The sequence below is a fragment of the Amycolatopsis sp. NPDC050768 genome (genome assembly GCF_040654155.1).
Classification (GTDB): domain Bacteria; phylum Actinomycetota; class Actinomycetes; order Mycobacteriales; family Pseudonocardiaceae; genus Amycolatopsis.
On sequence record NZ_JBFAHL010000004.1, the window covers coordinates 294,955 to 310,870 of the forward strand.

The window sequence follows — 15,916 nt, forward strand, 5'->3', positions numbered from 1 at the left end:
CCTTCGCCGTCGTGTTCCCCCGGAAGACCGTTCTTACACCCGAAGTGACCCACCAGCGGCAGATTTACGGTTTTCCACCACAGCCGCGGGCCCGAGGTGCGACTTCTTCACACCTTCCGATTACGACATGATAAACCGAACGCCTGAGCGAACCAGATTCGTCCCGCTCACCGGCGCGTCGGCGCAGGTCAGCCGATGATCTCCCGCAGCTTCGCCACCGCGTCGACCCGGGCCTCGCGACCGGGCTGCAGTGGACTGACCACGAGCGTGGTCACCCCCGCTTCCTTGAAAGCCGCCACCCGTTCCTTGACGTACGACGCGGGGCCCACAAGCGAGATCGCGCGCAGCAATTCCAGTGGCACGGCGGCCGCGGCTTCGTCCTTCTTGCCGTCCAGGTAGAGGTCCTGGATCTCCTTCGCCTCGGCCTCGAAGCCGTAGCGCTGGGCGAGGGTGTTGTAGAAGTTCTTGCCGCGCGCGCCCATCCCGCCGATGTAGAGCGCCAGGTGCGGCCGGATCTGGTCGAGCAGGTGCTCCACGTCGTCGCCGATCGCGAGCGCCGGGCCCGCGAACACGTCCAGCTCGCCCAGGGCCGGGTCGCGCTTGGCCTTGCCCTCGGCCAGCGCCTCGCCCCACACGTCGTTCGCCTTCTCCGGGTGGAAGAAGATCGGCTCCCAGCCCTCGGCGAGCTCCGCGGTCAACGCGACGTTCTTCGGCCCCAGCGCCGCGAGCAGGATCGGGATCCGCTCGCGCACCGGGTGGTTGATCAGCTTCAGCGGCTTGCCCAGCCCCGTGCCCTGCTCCGGTGGCAGCGGGATCGGGTAGTGCTTGCCCTCGTGCACGACTCGCTCGCGCCGCCACACCTGCCGGCAGATCTCCACGATCTCGCGCGTGCGGGCCAGCGGCGCGTCGTACTTCACGCCGTGGAACCCCTCGATCACCTGCGGGCCCGACGCGCCCAGCCCGAGCGTGAACCGGCCGCCGGACACGAAGTCCAGGCCCGCCGCCGTCATCGCGGTGAGGCTCGGCGTGCGCGTGTAGATCTGGAAGATCCCCGACGCCAGCTGCACGCGCTCGGTCTTCGCCGCGAGGTACCCCAGCTGGCTCACCGCGTCGAAGCTGTAGGCCTCCGGGACGAAGGCGATGTCGAGCCCGACCTTCTCCAGCTCGACGATGTCCGCCACGCTGTCGGCGAACCCGCCGGAGTAGTTGATGCCCGTCCCGATCCTCATCGTGCTCCCTCGTTCCCACGGCCCGGCGCACCAGCCTGGCTAAGCGTGCGCTTAGCCTAGCGGGGCACGACCCCGCGCGGCCACCTCCCCGAAGCCGGTCCGGCGCAGGAGATACCGGTCTCCGCGACGTCGAGCCTGGACTCTGCGCCCTCCGGCCCGAATCGCCAGGCGGTGGTCGAGGTCACGCACGCGACCGATGCGCAACGGCGGACCGCCTGCTCGCGGAAGGCACGCGAGGCACGGCTCTCAGCCGAGGTCGGCGAACTGGTTCGCCGTGATCACCGCGCCGAGCGCTTCGGCGCCAGTGCCGAGTGCGCCCGGGAGGACCTCGGGCGTCCGGTTGGTGACTGGCGAAACGTTGCGCGCCAGCGTCTCCCTGATGCCGGTGAGCAGCGGCTCGCCGGTCTGCGCGAGGGTGCCGCCGACGACGACCAGTTTCGGGTTGAGCACGGTGCAGACGGGGGCCAGCGCGGTGCCGACGGCCCGGCCCGCGTCGCCGAGCAGGCGCCGGACGCCGGGATCTCCCTGGTGCGCCAGGGAGATCAGATCGGCGAAGCTGCAGGTGGGGCCGTGGCTGTGGGCGAGCGTGGTGGCCAGCGCGCGAGCCCCGACGACGGTCTCCAGGCAGCCCCGGCTGCCGCATCGGCAGATGAGCCCGTCCGGTACCACCGTGACGTGCCCGAGCTCACCCGCGGCACCGGCGTCACCCTCGTAGAGCCGGCCTTGCAGGACAAGGCCGGCGCCGACCCCCTCGGACAGCATCACGTAGACGAAGTTGTCCGCGGACGCCGCCGCGCCGAGGCGCCATTCGGCGAGCGCGCCGAGATCGGCGTCGTTGCCGACATGCACGGCCAGGCCCATGCGCTTCCCGAGCCGGGCCGCGATGTCGACCTCCCCCCAATCGCTCAGCATCGGCGGTGAGCTGAGGGTCTGCGAATGCAGCAGCACCGGAGCCGAGACCGCCACCCCGACTCCCAGCAGCCCCCGGTGCGGGATTTCGAGGTCCGCGACAAGGTCGAGCGCCGTGGAGGCCACGTACTCGAGGGTGTCGGCCGGCTGGTGTTCGACGTCGATGTCGTGGGCGTGTTCGGCGCGCACGGTGCCGTCCACGCCGGCGAGCAGGATCCGGACCCCCGCGTGGGCCAGGTGAATGCCGATCAGCGCGCCCAGTGCCGGGTTGACGGCGAGCGCCGCGGCCGGGCGCCCGCCGGCCACGCCCGCGGCGGGGACTCGCTGGGCCAGCTCGACCAGGACACCGTCCGTGATCAGGTCGGCGACGAGGCCGGAGACGGTGGCCGCCGAGAGGCCGGTCATGCGCGCGATCTCGAGACGGGTCGTCGGACGCCCGAATCGTGCCGCGGCGAGCACTGCGCGCCGATTGCGCATTTGTCGCGATTCCACTCCGGTCACGTTAGCAAGGTTAGCCACATAATTGAAATAACCTCCCCCATTTCTGGCGAGGGTTGGCCATTGACTCGCTCTATCTCGGCCTCTTAAGTTGACGACGACCCCGCGGCCACCGTGCCCGCCCTGACACGAGGAGGTGTCGTGTGCGCAAGACGACGAAACTCAGCACGCTGATTCTCGCGACCGCTGCTTTGTTGTCCTCCGTATCCGCGACCGCATTCGCCGCACCATTCCCCGCCCACAATCCGCCCGGAAATCTGCACGCCGGGCCGTATCCCGACGCGTTTGCCCGCGCCGGCTACTCGAGGAGACAGGTCGACGCCAAGGTGAACACCACTTGGCAACAGCTCTTCCACGGCAGCCCGGGCACCGACGCGAACCGCTACGACGGCCAGACGCTGTACTACCAGCTCGCGCCGGACTTGGCCTATGTCGAGGACATCGGCAACCAGGACGTGCGCACCGAAGGCATGGGTTACGCCATGATGATCGCGGTGCAGCTGGGCCACAAGCAGGAGTTCGACGCGCTGTGGAACTTCGCGAAGACGAAGATGCAGATCCAGAGCGGGCCCGAGCAGTACTACTTCGCCTGGCACACCGACACCACCGGGAAGATCATCGACACCGGCGTGGCGCCCGACGGTGACCAGTGGATGGCCGCGGCGCTCGACTTCGCGTCCGGCCGGTGGGGCGACGGGCGTGGGACTTACGACTACGGGCAGCAGGCGGAGCAGATCCTGCACGCGATGTGGCACGAGTCCGATCACGGCGGCGTCGACATGTTCGACCGCCAGTCCTCCCTGCCGACGTTCTCGCCGCCGTTCGCGGTCGACTACACCGATCCCTCCTACAGCCTCACCGGGTTCTACAAGGTGTTCGCCGCGGCTGACCCGTCGGATCGCGAGCTGTGGGACAAGGCCTACACCGCGGGCGAAAATCTGCTGCAGAAGGCGGCGAACCCGGCGACGGGCCTGGCGCCGGACTACGCCCACTTCGACGGCACGCCGTACCTGCGGCCGAGCGAGACGGTCACCGACAATGCCTACGACCACAACTTCCAGGAAGACGCGTGGCGCGCCATCGCCAACGCCAACGTCGACGCTTCCTGGTACGGCGTCAAGCCGTGGGAGGCGCAGTACTCCAACACGCTGGAGCACTTCTTCCAAGGCCAGGGTGTCAGCACTTATGTCAGCCGCTACCACCTCGACGGCACCCCATTGACCTCCGGCCAGAACACCTACGAACCCGCGCACGCCGAGGGGCTCGTGGCGATGAACTCGACCTCCGCGATCTCGGCCACCAATCCGGACAAGAACGCCTTTGTCCGGGATTTCTGGAACACGCCGATCCCGACCGGGCGGGCCCGTTATTACGACGGAATGCTCTACCTGCTCGGCCTGCTCTACGACAGCGGCCAGTTCAGGATCTGGGCACCGCACGGTAACCACAACTGAGCGACAGACCGGGCGAGAAGTAGAAATCAGGGCGGGAGAGCCGGAATCCTCTCCCGCCCTGATTCCTTTTCACCGGATCAGGGTCGTACGAGCAGTTCTCTCCCCTGAGAGTGCGCTTGGCCCAGCGGGGCACGACCCGCCCGGCCACCGCCCGCACGGATCACCGCTCCGCGGGCCGGCAGCCGACGATCCGCAGGGCGAAAGTGCCGTAGAGTGCGGCCACTTCGGCCGCGGTGTAGTGGCCGTCCGGGTGAAACCAGGCCTTCGCGTTGTTGCCCATCTCCAGGATCGCGAACGAGGCGACCCGCGGTTCGGACACGTCGAACAGACCTTGCGCGCAGCCGCGGTCGACGATGGCGAGGATCTGCGCACCGTAGGCGTCACGTTTGTCGATGATGGCCTGGCGCAACGGTGTTTCCAGGTTGCGGATCTCGCTGTTGCAGACCGTGACCTCCGCGGGGTTCTCGAGGAAGTCCAGCACCGTGACCTCCGTGGCGCGACGCAGCTGGTCCGCCAGGTCGGTCACGCCGTCGAGGGCGGCGGCGAGCGCGGCCAGGGCGCGGTCCATCGCCACGTCCATGATCCGGTAGAGGAGATCCTGCTTGGACGTGACGTGGTTGTAGAGGTTCGGCGCCGAGACCGCCAAGACCTGCGCGATGTCCTTCATCGAGGTGCCGCGGTAGCCCCGGCTCGCGAAAAGATCGCGAGCGGCTTCGTGCACGGCCTGCGGCGAGACGGCCGTTGACTTGGTCACAGCTCCAGACTATCGTCCCTTTCCACCCATTAATGAACGTTAATTAACGGTCGATCGGCCGACTCCGGCCGATCGATCTCGCGAACGGCCGACTCCCGCCACAGCCACGCGGCCGCCCTCGCTCCTGGATGCCAATGCAGTCATCGGGTTCGGACAGCGCTGCCCGCCGTCCCCAAAACGACGAGGAGAGGTACATGGCGAGTGAGCTGACGCCGGACCGGTCACGGAGCACATCGAGATCCGCGACCGCGGAGGGCGCTCCCGCGGGGTCGTCGCCCCAAGCTCGTCCACCGATGCGGCGGGTCGCCCTGTCGGTGCTGATCGGCACGACCATCGAGTGGTACGACTTCCAGCTCTACGGGATCGCCGCCGCCCTGGTCATCGCACCGCTGTACTTTCCCTCCGCAGACCCGCTCGCCGGCTCGTTGCTCGCGTTCTCCACCTTCGCGATCGGGTTCGGGGCCCGGCCGATCGGCGGGATCATCCTCGGCCACTTCGGCGACCGGATCGGCCGGAAGAAGATGCTGGTCCTGTCGCTGACCATGATGGGGTTCGCGACCTTCCTCATGGGCGTGCTGCCGACGTATGCGCAAGTGGGCGTGTGGGCGCCGATCCTCATGGTGCTGTTGCGCCTGGTGCAGGGCTTCGGAGTCGGTGGCGAATGGGGCGGCGCCGTGCTCACGGCCGTGGAATACGCCTCGCCCCGCAAGCGCGGCCTCTACGGCAGCCTCCCCCAGATCGGCGTCCCGGCCGGGCTGGTGCTGTCCACCCTCGTGTTCCTGCTGGTTTCGCAGCTGCCCGAGCAGCAGTTCATGGCGTGGGGCTGGCGGATTCCGTTCCTCATCAGCATCGTGCTGGTGGTGGTGGGGCTCGTAGTGCGGTTGCAGCTGCGCGAGACGCCGGTGTTCGAGAAGGTCCGTGAACGCAACGAGGCGCAGCGCGCGCCGCTGATCACCGCGATCCGCGCGTACCCCAAGCAGATTCTGCTCGCCATCGGATCGATGGTCAGCACCGGTGCTTACTACTACATCGTCAACGCCTACGCCCTGAGCTATGCCGCCTCGGCGAAGACCATCGACCGGGCCTCCATGCTCACCGCCATCATGGTCTCCGGAGTGGTCGCGTGCGCGGCGCTGCCGTACTTCGGCTCGATGAGCGAACGGTTCGGCAGGCGCCGCATGATCCTGATCGGCCTCGCCGCGATGGCGGTGTGGATCTACCCGACGATCCTCGCGGTCGCGAGCGGCAACTTCGCCGCCGTGATGGCGGCTTACCTCGTGGGCGCGATCTTCTTCAGCATCAGTTACGGGCCGCAGGCCACGTTCATCGTGGAGATGTTCGACGCCCGGGTCCGGTTCAGCGCCGCGTCGACCAGTTTCCAGATCGGCGTCCTGCTGGGCGGCGCGCTCGCGCCGATCATCGCGGCTTCACTGGTGCGGGCCACCGGCTCGGTCGTCTCGGTGGCTGTCTACGTCTGTCTGGTGTCGTTGGTGTCGCTGGGCTGTGTGCTGGGCGTCAGCCGGGCGGCACTGGCCCGAGGGAGTGCCGACCTCGACTCCGTGTGATCACTTCCATCCCCGATCACCTCGGAGTTTTCGGCTGCGCGGATCCGCCTGCGCGCCTCGGGGGCCGTGCCCACGCGGGTACGGCCCCTTGGGGTGTTCGCGTGCTGCCCTAGCGGGGCACGACCCGCCCTGCCACCTCCCCGAACCCGATCCGGCTGCCGGCCGGCCCGGGTGCGGTGGCGCTGATCGAGACCTCGTCGCCGTCTTCGAGGAACGTCCGTGTCTCGCCGTCGCCCAGCGCGAACGGTTCGCGCCCGCCCCAGCTCAGCTCCAGCAGCGACCCGCGCTGCTCCTTGGCCGGGCCGGTGACGGTGCCCGACGCGTACAGGTCGCCGGTCCGCAGGCTCGCGCCGTTCACGGTGAGGTGCGCGAGCTGCTGCGGCGCCGTCCAGTACTGCGTGGCGAACGGCGGGCTCGACACGAGGTGGCCGTTGATCCGGATCTCCAGCGCCAGGTCCAGCCCCCACGGCTCGGTGACCCGCAGGTACTCCAGCGGCTCCGGATCCTGCGCCGGCTGCGACACGCGCGCGTGCTCCAGCGCGGCCAGCGGCACGATCCACGGCGCCACCGACGTGGCGAACGACTTCCCGAGGAACGGCCCCAGCGGCTGCGACTCCCAGCCCTGGATGTCGCGAGCCGACCAGTCGTTGACCAGGCACACGCCGAACACGTGCTTCGCGAAGTCCTCGACCGGCACCGGCGTGCCCGGCGTCGACGGGGTGCCCACCACGAAGCCGACCTCGGCCTCGATGTCGAGCAGCTGCGACGGCCCGAACGACGGCTCGGTCGCGGTGCGTGGCTTGCGCTGCCCCGACGGCCGCACGACCGGCGTTCCCGACACCACGACGGTGCCGGCACGCCCGTGGTAGCCGATCGGGAGGTGCTTCCAGTTCGGCATCAGCTCGTCGTCGGCGCCGCGGAAGATCCGCCCGGCGTTGATCGCGTGCTGCTCGCTCGAGTAGAAGTCGACGTAGTCCGCGACCTCGAACGGCAGGTGGTTCGTGATCTCCGCGCGCGGCACGAGGTGCGGGCGCAACTGGTCGGCGTAGCGCTCGGCCGTGAGCCACTCCCGCACCTGCTCGCGAACGGCGCGCCACGTCGCCGGCCCGGCCGCCAGCAGCGGGTTGAGCACACCGCTCGTGAGCAGCTGCGCGAACGACGCCGCCGCTTCCTCGGCCGCCGCCGACAGGTCGAGCACGTGCTCGCCCACCGCCACGCCGACGCGGCGTTCGGGCTCGCCGCCGCGGGAGAACACGCCGTAGGGCAGGTTGTCGAGCCCGAAGTCCGTGTCCTCGGGCAGGTCGAGCCAGGTCACCGCGCGCCCTCCGCCCGCCGGGCGGCGATCCACCCGGTCACGAGCGTGTCCAGTGTGGACAGTGGCAGGTTCCCGTTGCCCAGCACCACGTCGTGGAACTCGCGGATGTCGAAGTCCGCGCCCAGCGCCTCCTCGGCCGCGGCGCGCACGCGCTCGATCTCCAAGCGCCCCACCATGTAGCCGAGCGCCTGGCCCGGATTCGCGACGTAGCGGTCGATCTCCGCTTCGATCTCGATCCGCGCCATCGGCGTGTTGGCCACGGCGTAGTCCACGGCCTGCTGCCTGGTCCAGCCCAGCGCGTGCAGGCCCGTGTCGACCACGAGACGGGCGGCGCGCATCGAGTCCTGTGTGAGCATGCCCAGGCGCGTGACGTCGTCGGAGTACAGGCCCATCTCCTCGGCCAGCCGCTCGGAGTAGAGGCCCCAGCCCTCGATGTAGGCGTTGAACGGCACCAGCCGCCGCAGCAGCGGCAGGTCCGTGAGCTCCTGCGCGAACGAGAGCTGGAAGTGGTGCCCCGGCACGGCTTCGTGGAACGCGATCCCCTCACTGGTGAACCGCGGCCGCGAGCTCGCCTCGTGGGTGTTGGCGTAGTACGTGCCCGGCCGCGAGCCGTCGAGCGACGCGGGCAGGTAGTAGGCGATCGTGCCGCTGGCCGCGTCGGCCTCGGGCACCGGCGCCACCACGCATTTCGCGGCGGGCACGCGTGAGAACCACTGCGGCGCAACGGCTTCCGCCCGCGTGATGGCGGCGCGGGCGCCGGCCAGCAGCTCCTCGCCGTCGCGCCAGCGCAGCTCGGGGTCGCTGCGCAGGTGCTCGAAGATCTCGGCGAGGTCCTCGGTGCCGAACACCCGCCCGCCCAGCTCGCGGTACTCCCCCGCCAGCTTGTCGGCGATCCGCAGGCCCGTGTCGTGCAGGTCCTGCGCCGTGCGGTCGGTGGTGGTCTCGGCGCGGATCAGGCCCTGGTACTTCTCCTGCCCGCCCGGCAGGTGCCCGATGCCCGGCTCCGACTCGGACTTGGCGACCGGCGCCACCTCGTCGGCCAGGAACGCACGGTAGCGCGCGAACGCCGGACGCACGACCTCGGCCAGCAGCCGGTCGCGCTCCTCGGCGAACCCGGCGACCTCGATCGCGGGCGTGACCCGCAGCGGGTCGGCGTCCTCGGCCGCGAGGTAGCGCTCGACGTACCCGATGCCCACACGCACCAGGAAGTCCGGCGGCGCGAAGCCGTCGGCCACGGTGGCGCGCTGGGCTTCGATCACGGCGTCGAGGTAGTCGCCGACGCCCGCGAGCCGGCGGAGGTAACCCCGGGCCTTCTCCTCGTCCTCCGGCACCAGCGCCGAGAGGTTGGTGATCAGGTACAGCGCGGGCGAGCTGAACCCGTCGCTCACGGCGAACCCGGACAACCGCGAGTCCAGCGTGTCGACGACGCCGCGAGCCCGGGCGATCACCACGTCGCGCGTCACGGCGTCCGTCGCCGAAAGACCGGCCCGGTCGATGGTCTCCGCGCGGTCGGCGAGGTCGGCGAAGCGGGCGCGGAAGCTCGCGGTCGCGGCGAGGCTCGGGTCGGGCAGCGCGCCGTGGTCGCCGGGCAGGCCGTACATCGTGCGCTCGACCGGCGCGCGTTCGAACTCGAGCTCCAGCAGGTCCTCGGCGAGGCCGTTGACGGTGTCCCCGTGGCCGGCGACCCACTGCGCGACCACGGTGTCGAGCACCGACAGCGGCAGCGCGCCGCCGGAGAGCACCACGTCGTGGAACGCGCGGACGTCGAACTCGCTGCCCAGCCGGGTCTCGGCGGCGGCACGGATCCGCTGGATCTCCAGGCGCCCCACCAGGTACGCGAGCGCCTGGCCCGGGTAGCCGATGTAGCGGTCGATCTCCGCCTCGATCTCCAGCTTGCCCATCGGCGTGTTCCCGACGAGGTAGTCGATGGCCTGCTGCCGGCTCCAGCCCAGCGCGTGCAACCCGGTGTCGACCACGAGCCGCCCGGCGCGCATCGACTCCAGCGTGAGCATGCCGAGCAGCGAGACGTCGTCGGAGTACAGGCCCATCTCGTCGGCGAGGCGCTCGGTGTAGAGGCCCCAGCCCTCGACGTAGGCGTTGAAGTCGCCGAGGCGGCGCAGCAGCGGCAGATCGGTGAGCCCGAGCGCGGTGCTGAGCTGGAAGTGGTGACCCGGGATCGCCTCGTGGAAAGCCGTGGCCTCGGCGGTGTGCCGGAACCGTTCGGTGGCCTCGTAGGTGTTGGCGAAGTAGGTGCCCGGACGCGAGCCGTCGACGGCCGGCGGCATGAAGTACGCGGGCGGCGCGCCGGGCGCGGAGTCCTCCGGCACGGCCTCGACGGTCCACGGTTGCTCGGGAATCGTGCCGAACCACTTCGGCGACTCGGCCGCCGCGCGCGTGATGGCCGAGCGCGCGGTGTCGAGCAGCTCCTCGGCGCTCGTCCAGCGCAGCTTCGGGTCGGTGCGCAGCCGCTCGAAGATCTCCTGCAGGTCGCGCGTGCCGAACACGCGCTCGCCCAGCGCCTGGTACTGCTCGACCTGGCCCGCGATCACCTCGAGGCCGGTGTCGTGCAGCTCCTGCGGCGAACGGTCGGTGGTGGTGTGCATGCGCGCGAGGCGCGCGTAGATCTCGTCCCCGGCGGGCAGCCACGACACGCCCACGCGGTCGTCGCGCCGGCCGTGGGCGAGCACCTCGGCTTCGAGGAAGTCGCGGTACTCCTTGAACGCCGGGCGCACGACGTCGCGCAGCAGCTCCTCACGCCGGCTCGCGAACCCCTCGTCCGGCGCCGGCTGGCGCAGCAGCGGGTCGCCCGCCGGCTCGGCGAGGTAGCGGTCGACGTGGGCGATCGCGCCCTTCACCAGCCGTTCGACGGGCACCAGCCCGGCCTCGATGCCCTCGCGGTGCCGCAGCGCGACCGCGCGCAGGAAGGCCGGGATCCCGGCCAGCCGGTCGAGGTGCACCGAGGCCTTGTCCCCCGGCAGCACCGGCACCATCGGCAGCGCCGAGAGCAGGCCCGCCGCGGGCCCCACGAACAGGTCGGTCACGGTGAACTCGCCGAAGCGGCTGTCGATGAGGTCGAGCTTGCCCTCGATCGAGTTGATCACCACCTCGCGCGTGACGCGGTCCGTCGCGTCGAGCTCGGCGGCCTCGATCGCCCGCGCGCGCTCCAGCAGGCCGGCGAGCCGCTCGCGGTACGCGGCTTCGGCGGCGGCGCTCGGGTCGCCGAGCCCCGGCGCGTCGGGCTTGATGCCCAGGATCGCGGCGGAGAGCGGTTCGAAGCCGAACATCTCGTCGACGAGCTCGTCGGCGAGATCGGTGACGACGGTCATGGGTGCGGACTCCCGGGGTTCGGTGGTGCCGTGCGATTCCGACCCTAATGGAGACCCAGGCCCGGGGGTGGCGTTCCGGCACGAGCGTCCCGTTCACTCATGGTGAACGGCGGATCCGTGCCGTTCCTGATACCCGGGGCCACCGAAACCCGGCTGGGGCCACCGGACCGGGCGACGCGGCCCGGCCTCGCCGCGCCCGGAGCGGCCCGGAAGGTAGCGTTCCCCGAGTGGCCGTGACCGATCCCGCCGATGTCCGCCTGCTCGCCGCCCTCGCCGAGCTGGGCAAAACGGCCGTGCACGACCTCGCCGCGAAGGTGGGCATGGACCCGCGTGAGGTCGCCTACCGCCTGGTTGCCTTGTCCGGCAGCGGATTGCCGCTGCTCGTGGGCGTGGAGAGCGACCCGGCCGGGCTGCGCGCGGCGATCGCGGGAGCGCCGCCGTCGTGGCAGCAGGCCCCGCCGCCCTCGGGGGCGATGCCCGTCGCCGCGCCCGGCGGACGGCCCGGCCCGGGCATGCCGGCCGGAGCGGGTCCCGGGATGCCGACGGGACAAGGATTTCCGGCCGCGGCCCCGCCGAGCGCCCCCGTTCCGCGTCCCGGGAACGGACCCGGAACGCCAGGAGCGCCGTCCGTCCACGGTGGACCGTCGGGACCCGTGCACGGCGTGCCGTCCGGCCCGTACGGAGTCCCTTCGGGTCCCTACGGCGTGCCGTCTGGCGCGTACGCAGCTGCACCGACGCCGCTCGACCCCGCACTGAGCACGTGGGGTGTGCCGCAGACGGCGTCCTGGGCACGCGGCGACGAACCGCGCCGCGCGGGCCCGGCCGAGGGCAAACACGGCCGGATCGGCGAGACGCTCGCGACGCAGGGACTCGAAGGCGAGCAGCTCACCGTGCAGCTGCTCGAGGTGCAGGACCCGGCCGACTACCTGTTCGGCGCCGCCGGCTACCGGCTCGACGCGGGCGAGCGCGCGGTGGTGGTGCACACCGAGATCACCAACCGCGGCAGCGTGCCCTTCGCGTCGCTGCCGGACAACTACCTCGAGCTCGTCACGGCCGACGGCACGACCGTCGCCAAGGCGCCCGTGTCGCTGACCTCCCGGCCGCCGCACAAGATCGGCGTGCGGCCCGGCGAGACGCTCGGCGGCCACACCGTCTACGTCCTCCCGGACGCGACGCGCGTGGTCTCGGTCCGCTGGAGCCCCCGCCCGGAGCCGGACGACCGCACGCTGACCTGGGCCGTCGAGGGCTAGTAGCTCTCCTCGCGCAGGATCTCCAGCGCGCGGGCGAGGTCGTCGGGGTACTCGGCCTCGAACTCGACCCAGCGGCCGTCGGCCGGGTGCGCGAAGCCGAGAGTGCGGGCGTGCAGCCACTGCCGCGTGAGGCCGAGGTGGCGCGCCAGCACCGGGTCGGCGCCATAGGTCAGGTCGCCCACGCACGGGTGGCGCAGCGCGGAGAAGTGCACGCGAATCTGGTGCGTGCGGCCCGTCTCGAGCTTCACGTGGGCCAGCGACGCGGCGCGGAACGCCTCCACCACCTCGTAGTGCGTCACGCTCGGGCGCCCGCCCGCGACCACGGCGAACTTGTAGTCGTGGCGCGGGTGGCGGTCGATCGGCGCGTCGATGGTGCCGCGCGTCGGGTCCGGGTGGCCCTGGACCACGGCGTGGTAGCCCTTGTCGACGGTGCGTTCCTTGAACGCGCGCTTGAGCACCGTGTACGCGTGCTCGCTCTTGGCCACCACCATCACGCCGGTGGTGCCCGCGTCGAGCCGGTGCACCACGCCCTGGCGCTCGGCGGCGCCCGACGTCGAGATGCGCAGGCCCGCGGCGGCCAGGCCGCCGACGACCGTCGGCCCGGTCCAGCCGGGGCTCGGGTGCACGGCGACGCCCACGGGCTTGGAGATCACGATGATGTCGTCGTCGTCGTGGAGGATCTTCATGCCCTCCACTGGCTCGGCGATGACCTGGATCGGGGACTCCGGCTCCGGCAGCGTCACTTCGAGCAGGCCGCCGGCGGTCAGGCGGTCGGACTTGCCGGCGGGCCGGCCGTCCACCAGCACGTCCCCGGCTTCGGCGAGCTCCGCCACGACCGTGCGGGACAGGCCCAGCAGCTTGGCGAGGCCGGCGTCGACGCGCATGCCGTCGAGCCCGTCGGGGACGGGCAGCAGGCGCGCGGTCACGCGGTCTCCTTCTTGCTGTTCTTGTCGCGGGTCGAGGTGCCGTCGTAGTCCTTGCCCAGCAGCGACAGCAGCACGATGAGCACGCCGCCGCAGCAGATCGCGGAGTCGGCGATGTTGAAGATCGCGAAGCCCTCGCCGTTGGGGGCGAAGGCCGAGATGAAGTCGATGACGTGGCCGCGCAGCGGGCCGGGGGCCCGGAAGATGCGGTCGGTGAGGTTGCCGAGCGCGCCCGCGAGCACCAGGCCGAGGCCGATGGCCCAGCCGACGCTGCGCAGCCGCCGCGAGAGCCAGATGATGGCGACGGCCACGGCCGCCGCGACCAGCGCGAGCACCCACGTCATGCCCGTGGCCATCGAGAACGCGGCACCGGGGTTGCGGATCACTTGCAGGTAGATGAGGCCGCCGAGGATGCGCACCGGCTCCTTGCCCTCGAGGTTGGCCGCCACGAGGTTCTTCGACACCAGGTCGATCACCCAGATCAGAGCCGCGACCGCGAACACCAGCCCGACCCGGCGCTTGGGCAGCACCACGGGCGCTTCGGGCTCCTCCGAGACCGCTGAGGCCGCGTCACCGCTCACCGCCGGTTCGACGGCGGGCGCGCCTTCGGGCCGGCCGGGTTCGGGCGAACCGGGCTCGGACAGATCGTGTTCGGACGAGGAGGACTCGGTGCTCACGCCCCCATTGTCCACGCCCCGGCCTCACCCGTTCGCGGCGGCAGGCCGCGAACGGCCCTTCACGGGTCCGGCGACCACCAGAAACGCCACCGCGAGCAGCACCACTGCCGACGAAACCACCCCCGCGACGCCCGGTAGCAGCATCGCCACCGCCACGAAGCCCACGGTGACCGCGAGGACCAGGAGACTGCGCTCGTACCCCGCCAGCACCACCAGCCCCACGGCTGCGAGCGCCGGGCCGCGGGCATCGGCGTCGAGGTCGAATTGGGCGTAGGCGGCGAGGTCCAGCACGGGCACCGCCAGCACACCGCCGGCGAGGGCCAGGGCGAACCGGCCGGTTTTCGGCCTGGTCCCGGCTCGCGCGTAGCCGACGAGCACGATCGCCACGACCAGCGCGAGTGCGATCGGCCAGCCCAGCGCTGACGTCGAGGTCGGCGCGGGCAGCGGGTCCTGGCTCAGGAACTGCTCACCGCCGATGGCCGTGTCGAAGTAGTCCACGTGCACGCGGTCCATCGGCACCGCGGACAGGTTCACGAACTCGCCCGCGGCAGAACCGGCGCCGGCCGCGAGCCGCACCGCGGCCAGGATCAGCTCGGCGAAGCCCAGCAGCGCGAGCGGAACCCAGAAACCCCAAGATCTCCCCACGCGCCGAGGGTAGCGAGCGGGCTCAGGCGCAAAACGGCGGCAGCTCCCGCGGGTCCCCCACCGGGGCCCAGCGGCCGTCGACCTTCGTGTACTCCCAGCGGGCGCCGCGGGCGACGATCTGGCGCAGCGCGAGCACGAGGCGGTCCACGTGCTCCTCGGTGCTGCCCAGGCCGAGGCTCACGCGCACGGCCTGCTGCCCGTCGCGGCCGCATTCGCCGATGAGGCGCTTGGTGGCGACGTGGGCGCAGAACGCGCCGTCGCGCACGCCGATGCCGTACTCGGCCGAGAGGACCGCGGCGAGCCAGCCGGGTTCGAAGCCGTCGACGATGAAGCTCACCGTGCCCACGCGGTCCACCGGCGCGTCGAACAGGCGCAGCTCGGCGCAGCCGGGCACGCCGGCCAGGCCCTTGCGCAGCCGCTCCAGCAGCGTGGCCTCGTGCTCGCCCACGGCGGCCCAGTGCGCGGACAGCTGCTCGCACGCGACGCCGAGCGCGTAGACACCGACAGTGTTCGGCGAGCCGGCCTCGTGCCGCTCGGCACCGGTGTTCCACACCACGGCGTCCTCGGTCACGAGCTTGGTCGCTCCCCCGCCGGCGAGGTATGGCTCGGCGGCGCGCAGCCAGTCGGACCGGCCGATGAGAGCGCCGGCGCCGAAGGGCGCGTAGAGCTTGTGCCCCGAAAGCGCGACGTAGTCGACGTCCAGCTCCCGCAGGGAAATCCGGCGGTGCGGCGCGAGCTGCGCGGCGTCCAGCGCCACGCGGGCGCCGTGCTTCCGTGCCACGGCGGCGATCTCGGCCACCGGCAGCAGCTCACCGGTCACGTTGGACGCTCCGGTCACCACCACGAGCCGCGGCCCCTCCGGGCAGGCGTCGAGCGCTTCGTCCACAACGGACACCGCGGCCAACCGCGTGCGCGGCAGCTGCACGCGGCGCACATTCGGGCCCCGCCAAGGCAGCAGGGCCGCGTGGTGCTCGGTGTCGAACACGACCACGGACGTGCGCCGCGGCAGCGAACGCGCCAGCAGGTTGAAGGAATCCGTGGTGTTGCGGGTGAACACGACGGTGTCGGTGGCGCGCGCGTCGACGAACCGGCGCAGGATGTCGCGCGTGCGCTCGTAAAGGCGCGTGGACACCTGCGAAGCGAAGCCCGCGCCGCGGTGCACGCTCGCGTACCAGGGCAGGAACTCGTCGACGGCGGAGCGGACCGCGTCGAGACACGGCGCACTCGCGGCGTGGTCGAGGTTGGCGTAACCGATCTCGCCGCCGGTCACCAGGGGCACCCGCAGTGCCGCCCCCGCGACGCCGGGGATCCCCTGTGCGGCAACGGTTTCGGTGTTTTCAGCGGTACGGTCCAGAGCGAGAGTCATGGCGG

Annotated in this window: 12 protein-coding genes; 3 read left to right on the plus strand and 9 right to left on the minus strand. The window is 71.3% G+C overall.

Annotation, left to right across the window (positions count from 1 at the left end):
* Nucleotides 1–188 precede the first annotated feature (188 nt).
* Together AB0H62_RS14555 and AB0H62_RS14560 are read right to left on the minus strand one after the other, a co-directional pair.
* Nucleotides 189–1,229, minus strand: a complete 1,041-nt coding sequence (locus AB0H62_RS14555) for an LLM class F420-dependent oxidoreductase (RefSeq protein ID WP_360586358.1) — start codon at nt 1,227–1,229, stop codon at nt 189–191.
* 246 nt (nt 1,230–1,475) lie between these two features.
* Nucleotides 1,476–2,639: an ROK family protein gene (locus AB0H62_RS14560; RefSeq protein ID WP_360586360.1), complete on the minus strand. Its 1,164-nt coding sequence runs from the start codon at nt 2,637–2,639 to the stop codon at nt 1,476–1,478.
* A 140-nt stretch (nt 2,640–2,779) separates the two neighbouring features.
* Here AB0H62_RS14560 and AB0H62_RS14565 point away from each other — a divergent pair, with 140 nt between their 5' ends.
* On the plus strand, nt 2,780–4,090 hold the full coding sequence (locus tag AB0H62_RS14565) for a glycosyl hydrolase family 8 (protein ID WP_360586362.1): 1,311 nt from the start codon (nt 2,780–2,782) through the stop codon (nt 4,088–4,090).
* Nucleotides 4,091–4,250: 160 nt separating this feature from the next.
* Here the strand turns inward: AB0H62_RS14565 and AB0H62_RS14570 are convergent, their stop codons facing one another.
* On the minus strand, nt 4,251–4,844 hold the full coding sequence (locus AB0H62_RS14570) for a TetR/AcrR family transcriptional regulator (protein WP_360586364.1): 594 nt from the start codon (nt 4,842–4,844) through the stop codon (nt 4,251–4,253).
* Nucleotides 4,845–5,137: 293 nt separating this feature from the next.
* Here AB0H62_RS14570 and AB0H62_RS14575 point away from each other — a divergent pair, with 293 nt between their 5' ends.
* Nucleotides 5,138–6,409: an MFS transporter gene (locus AB0H62_RS14575; RefSeq protein ID WP_255638194.1), complete on the plus strand. Its 1,272-nt coding sequence runs from the start codon at nt 5,138–5,140 to the stop codon at nt 6,407–6,409.
* Nucleotides 6,410–6,518: 109 nt separating this feature from the next.
* Here the strand turns inward: AB0H62_RS14575 and fahA are convergent, their stop codons facing one another.
* Nucleotides 6,519–7,724, minus strand: coding sequence for a fumarylacetoacetase (gene fahA, locus AB0H62_RS14580; protein ID WP_360586366.1), 1,206 nt, complete (start codon nt 7,722–7,724; stop codon nt 6,519–6,521).
* Nucleotides 7,721–11,050 carry a DUF885 domain-containing protein gene (locus AB0H62_RS14585; RefSeq protein ID WP_360586368.1) on the minus strand — a complete coding sequence of 1,110 codons (3,330 nt, stop codon included), beginning with the start codon at nt 11,048–11,050 and terminating at the stop codon, nt 7,721–7,723. The genes fahA and AB0H62_RS14585 overlap by 4 nt, the downstream gene beginning before the upstream one ends.
* Nucleotides 11,051–11,277: 227 nt before the next feature.
* On the opposite strand from AB0H62_RS14585, the gene AB0H62_RS14590 reads away from it, so the two are divergent.
* Nucleotides 11,278–12,300, plus strand: a complete 1,023-nt coding sequence (locus AB0H62_RS14590; protein ID WP_360586370.1) for an AsnC family protein — start codon at nt 11,278–11,280, stop codon at nt 12,298–12,300.
* Here AB0H62_RS14590 and AB0H62_RS14595 read toward each other — a convergent pair.
* From AB0H62_RS14595 to AB0H62_RS14610, 4 genes are all read right to left on the minus strand, one after another.
* Nucleotides 12,297–13,226 carry an RluA family pseudouridine synthase gene (locus AB0H62_RS14595; RefSeq protein ID WP_220242206.1) on the minus strand — a complete coding sequence of 310 codons (930 nt, stop codon included), beginning with the start codon at nt 13,224–13,226 and terminating at the stop codon, nt 12,297–12,299. The genes AB0H62_RS14590 and AB0H62_RS14595 overlap by 4 nt on opposite strands.
* Entirely contained in the window at nt 13,223–13,804 is a 582-nt protein-coding gene (lspA, locus tag AB0H62_RS14600) for a signal peptidase II (protein WP_354870061.1), read from the minus strand. Before lspA ends, AB0H62_RS14595 begins: the two co-directional genes overlap by 4 nt.
* A 120-nt stretch (nt 13,805–13,924) precedes the next feature.
* A complete protein-coding gene (locus AB0H62_RS14605) occupies nt 13,925–14,545 on the minus strand; it encodes a hypothetical protein (RefSeq protein ID WP_354869774.1) in 621 nt (206 codons plus the stop codon).
* Between the two features lie 22 nt (nt 14,546–14,567).
* Complete coding sequence (locus AB0H62_RS14610; RefSeq protein WP_220242209.1) at nt 14,568–15,911, minus strand: aminotransferase class V-fold PLP-dependent enzyme; 1,344 nt, start codon at nt 15,909–15,911, stop codon at nt 14,568–14,570.
* Nucleotides 15,912–15,916: the final 5 nt, after the last annotated feature.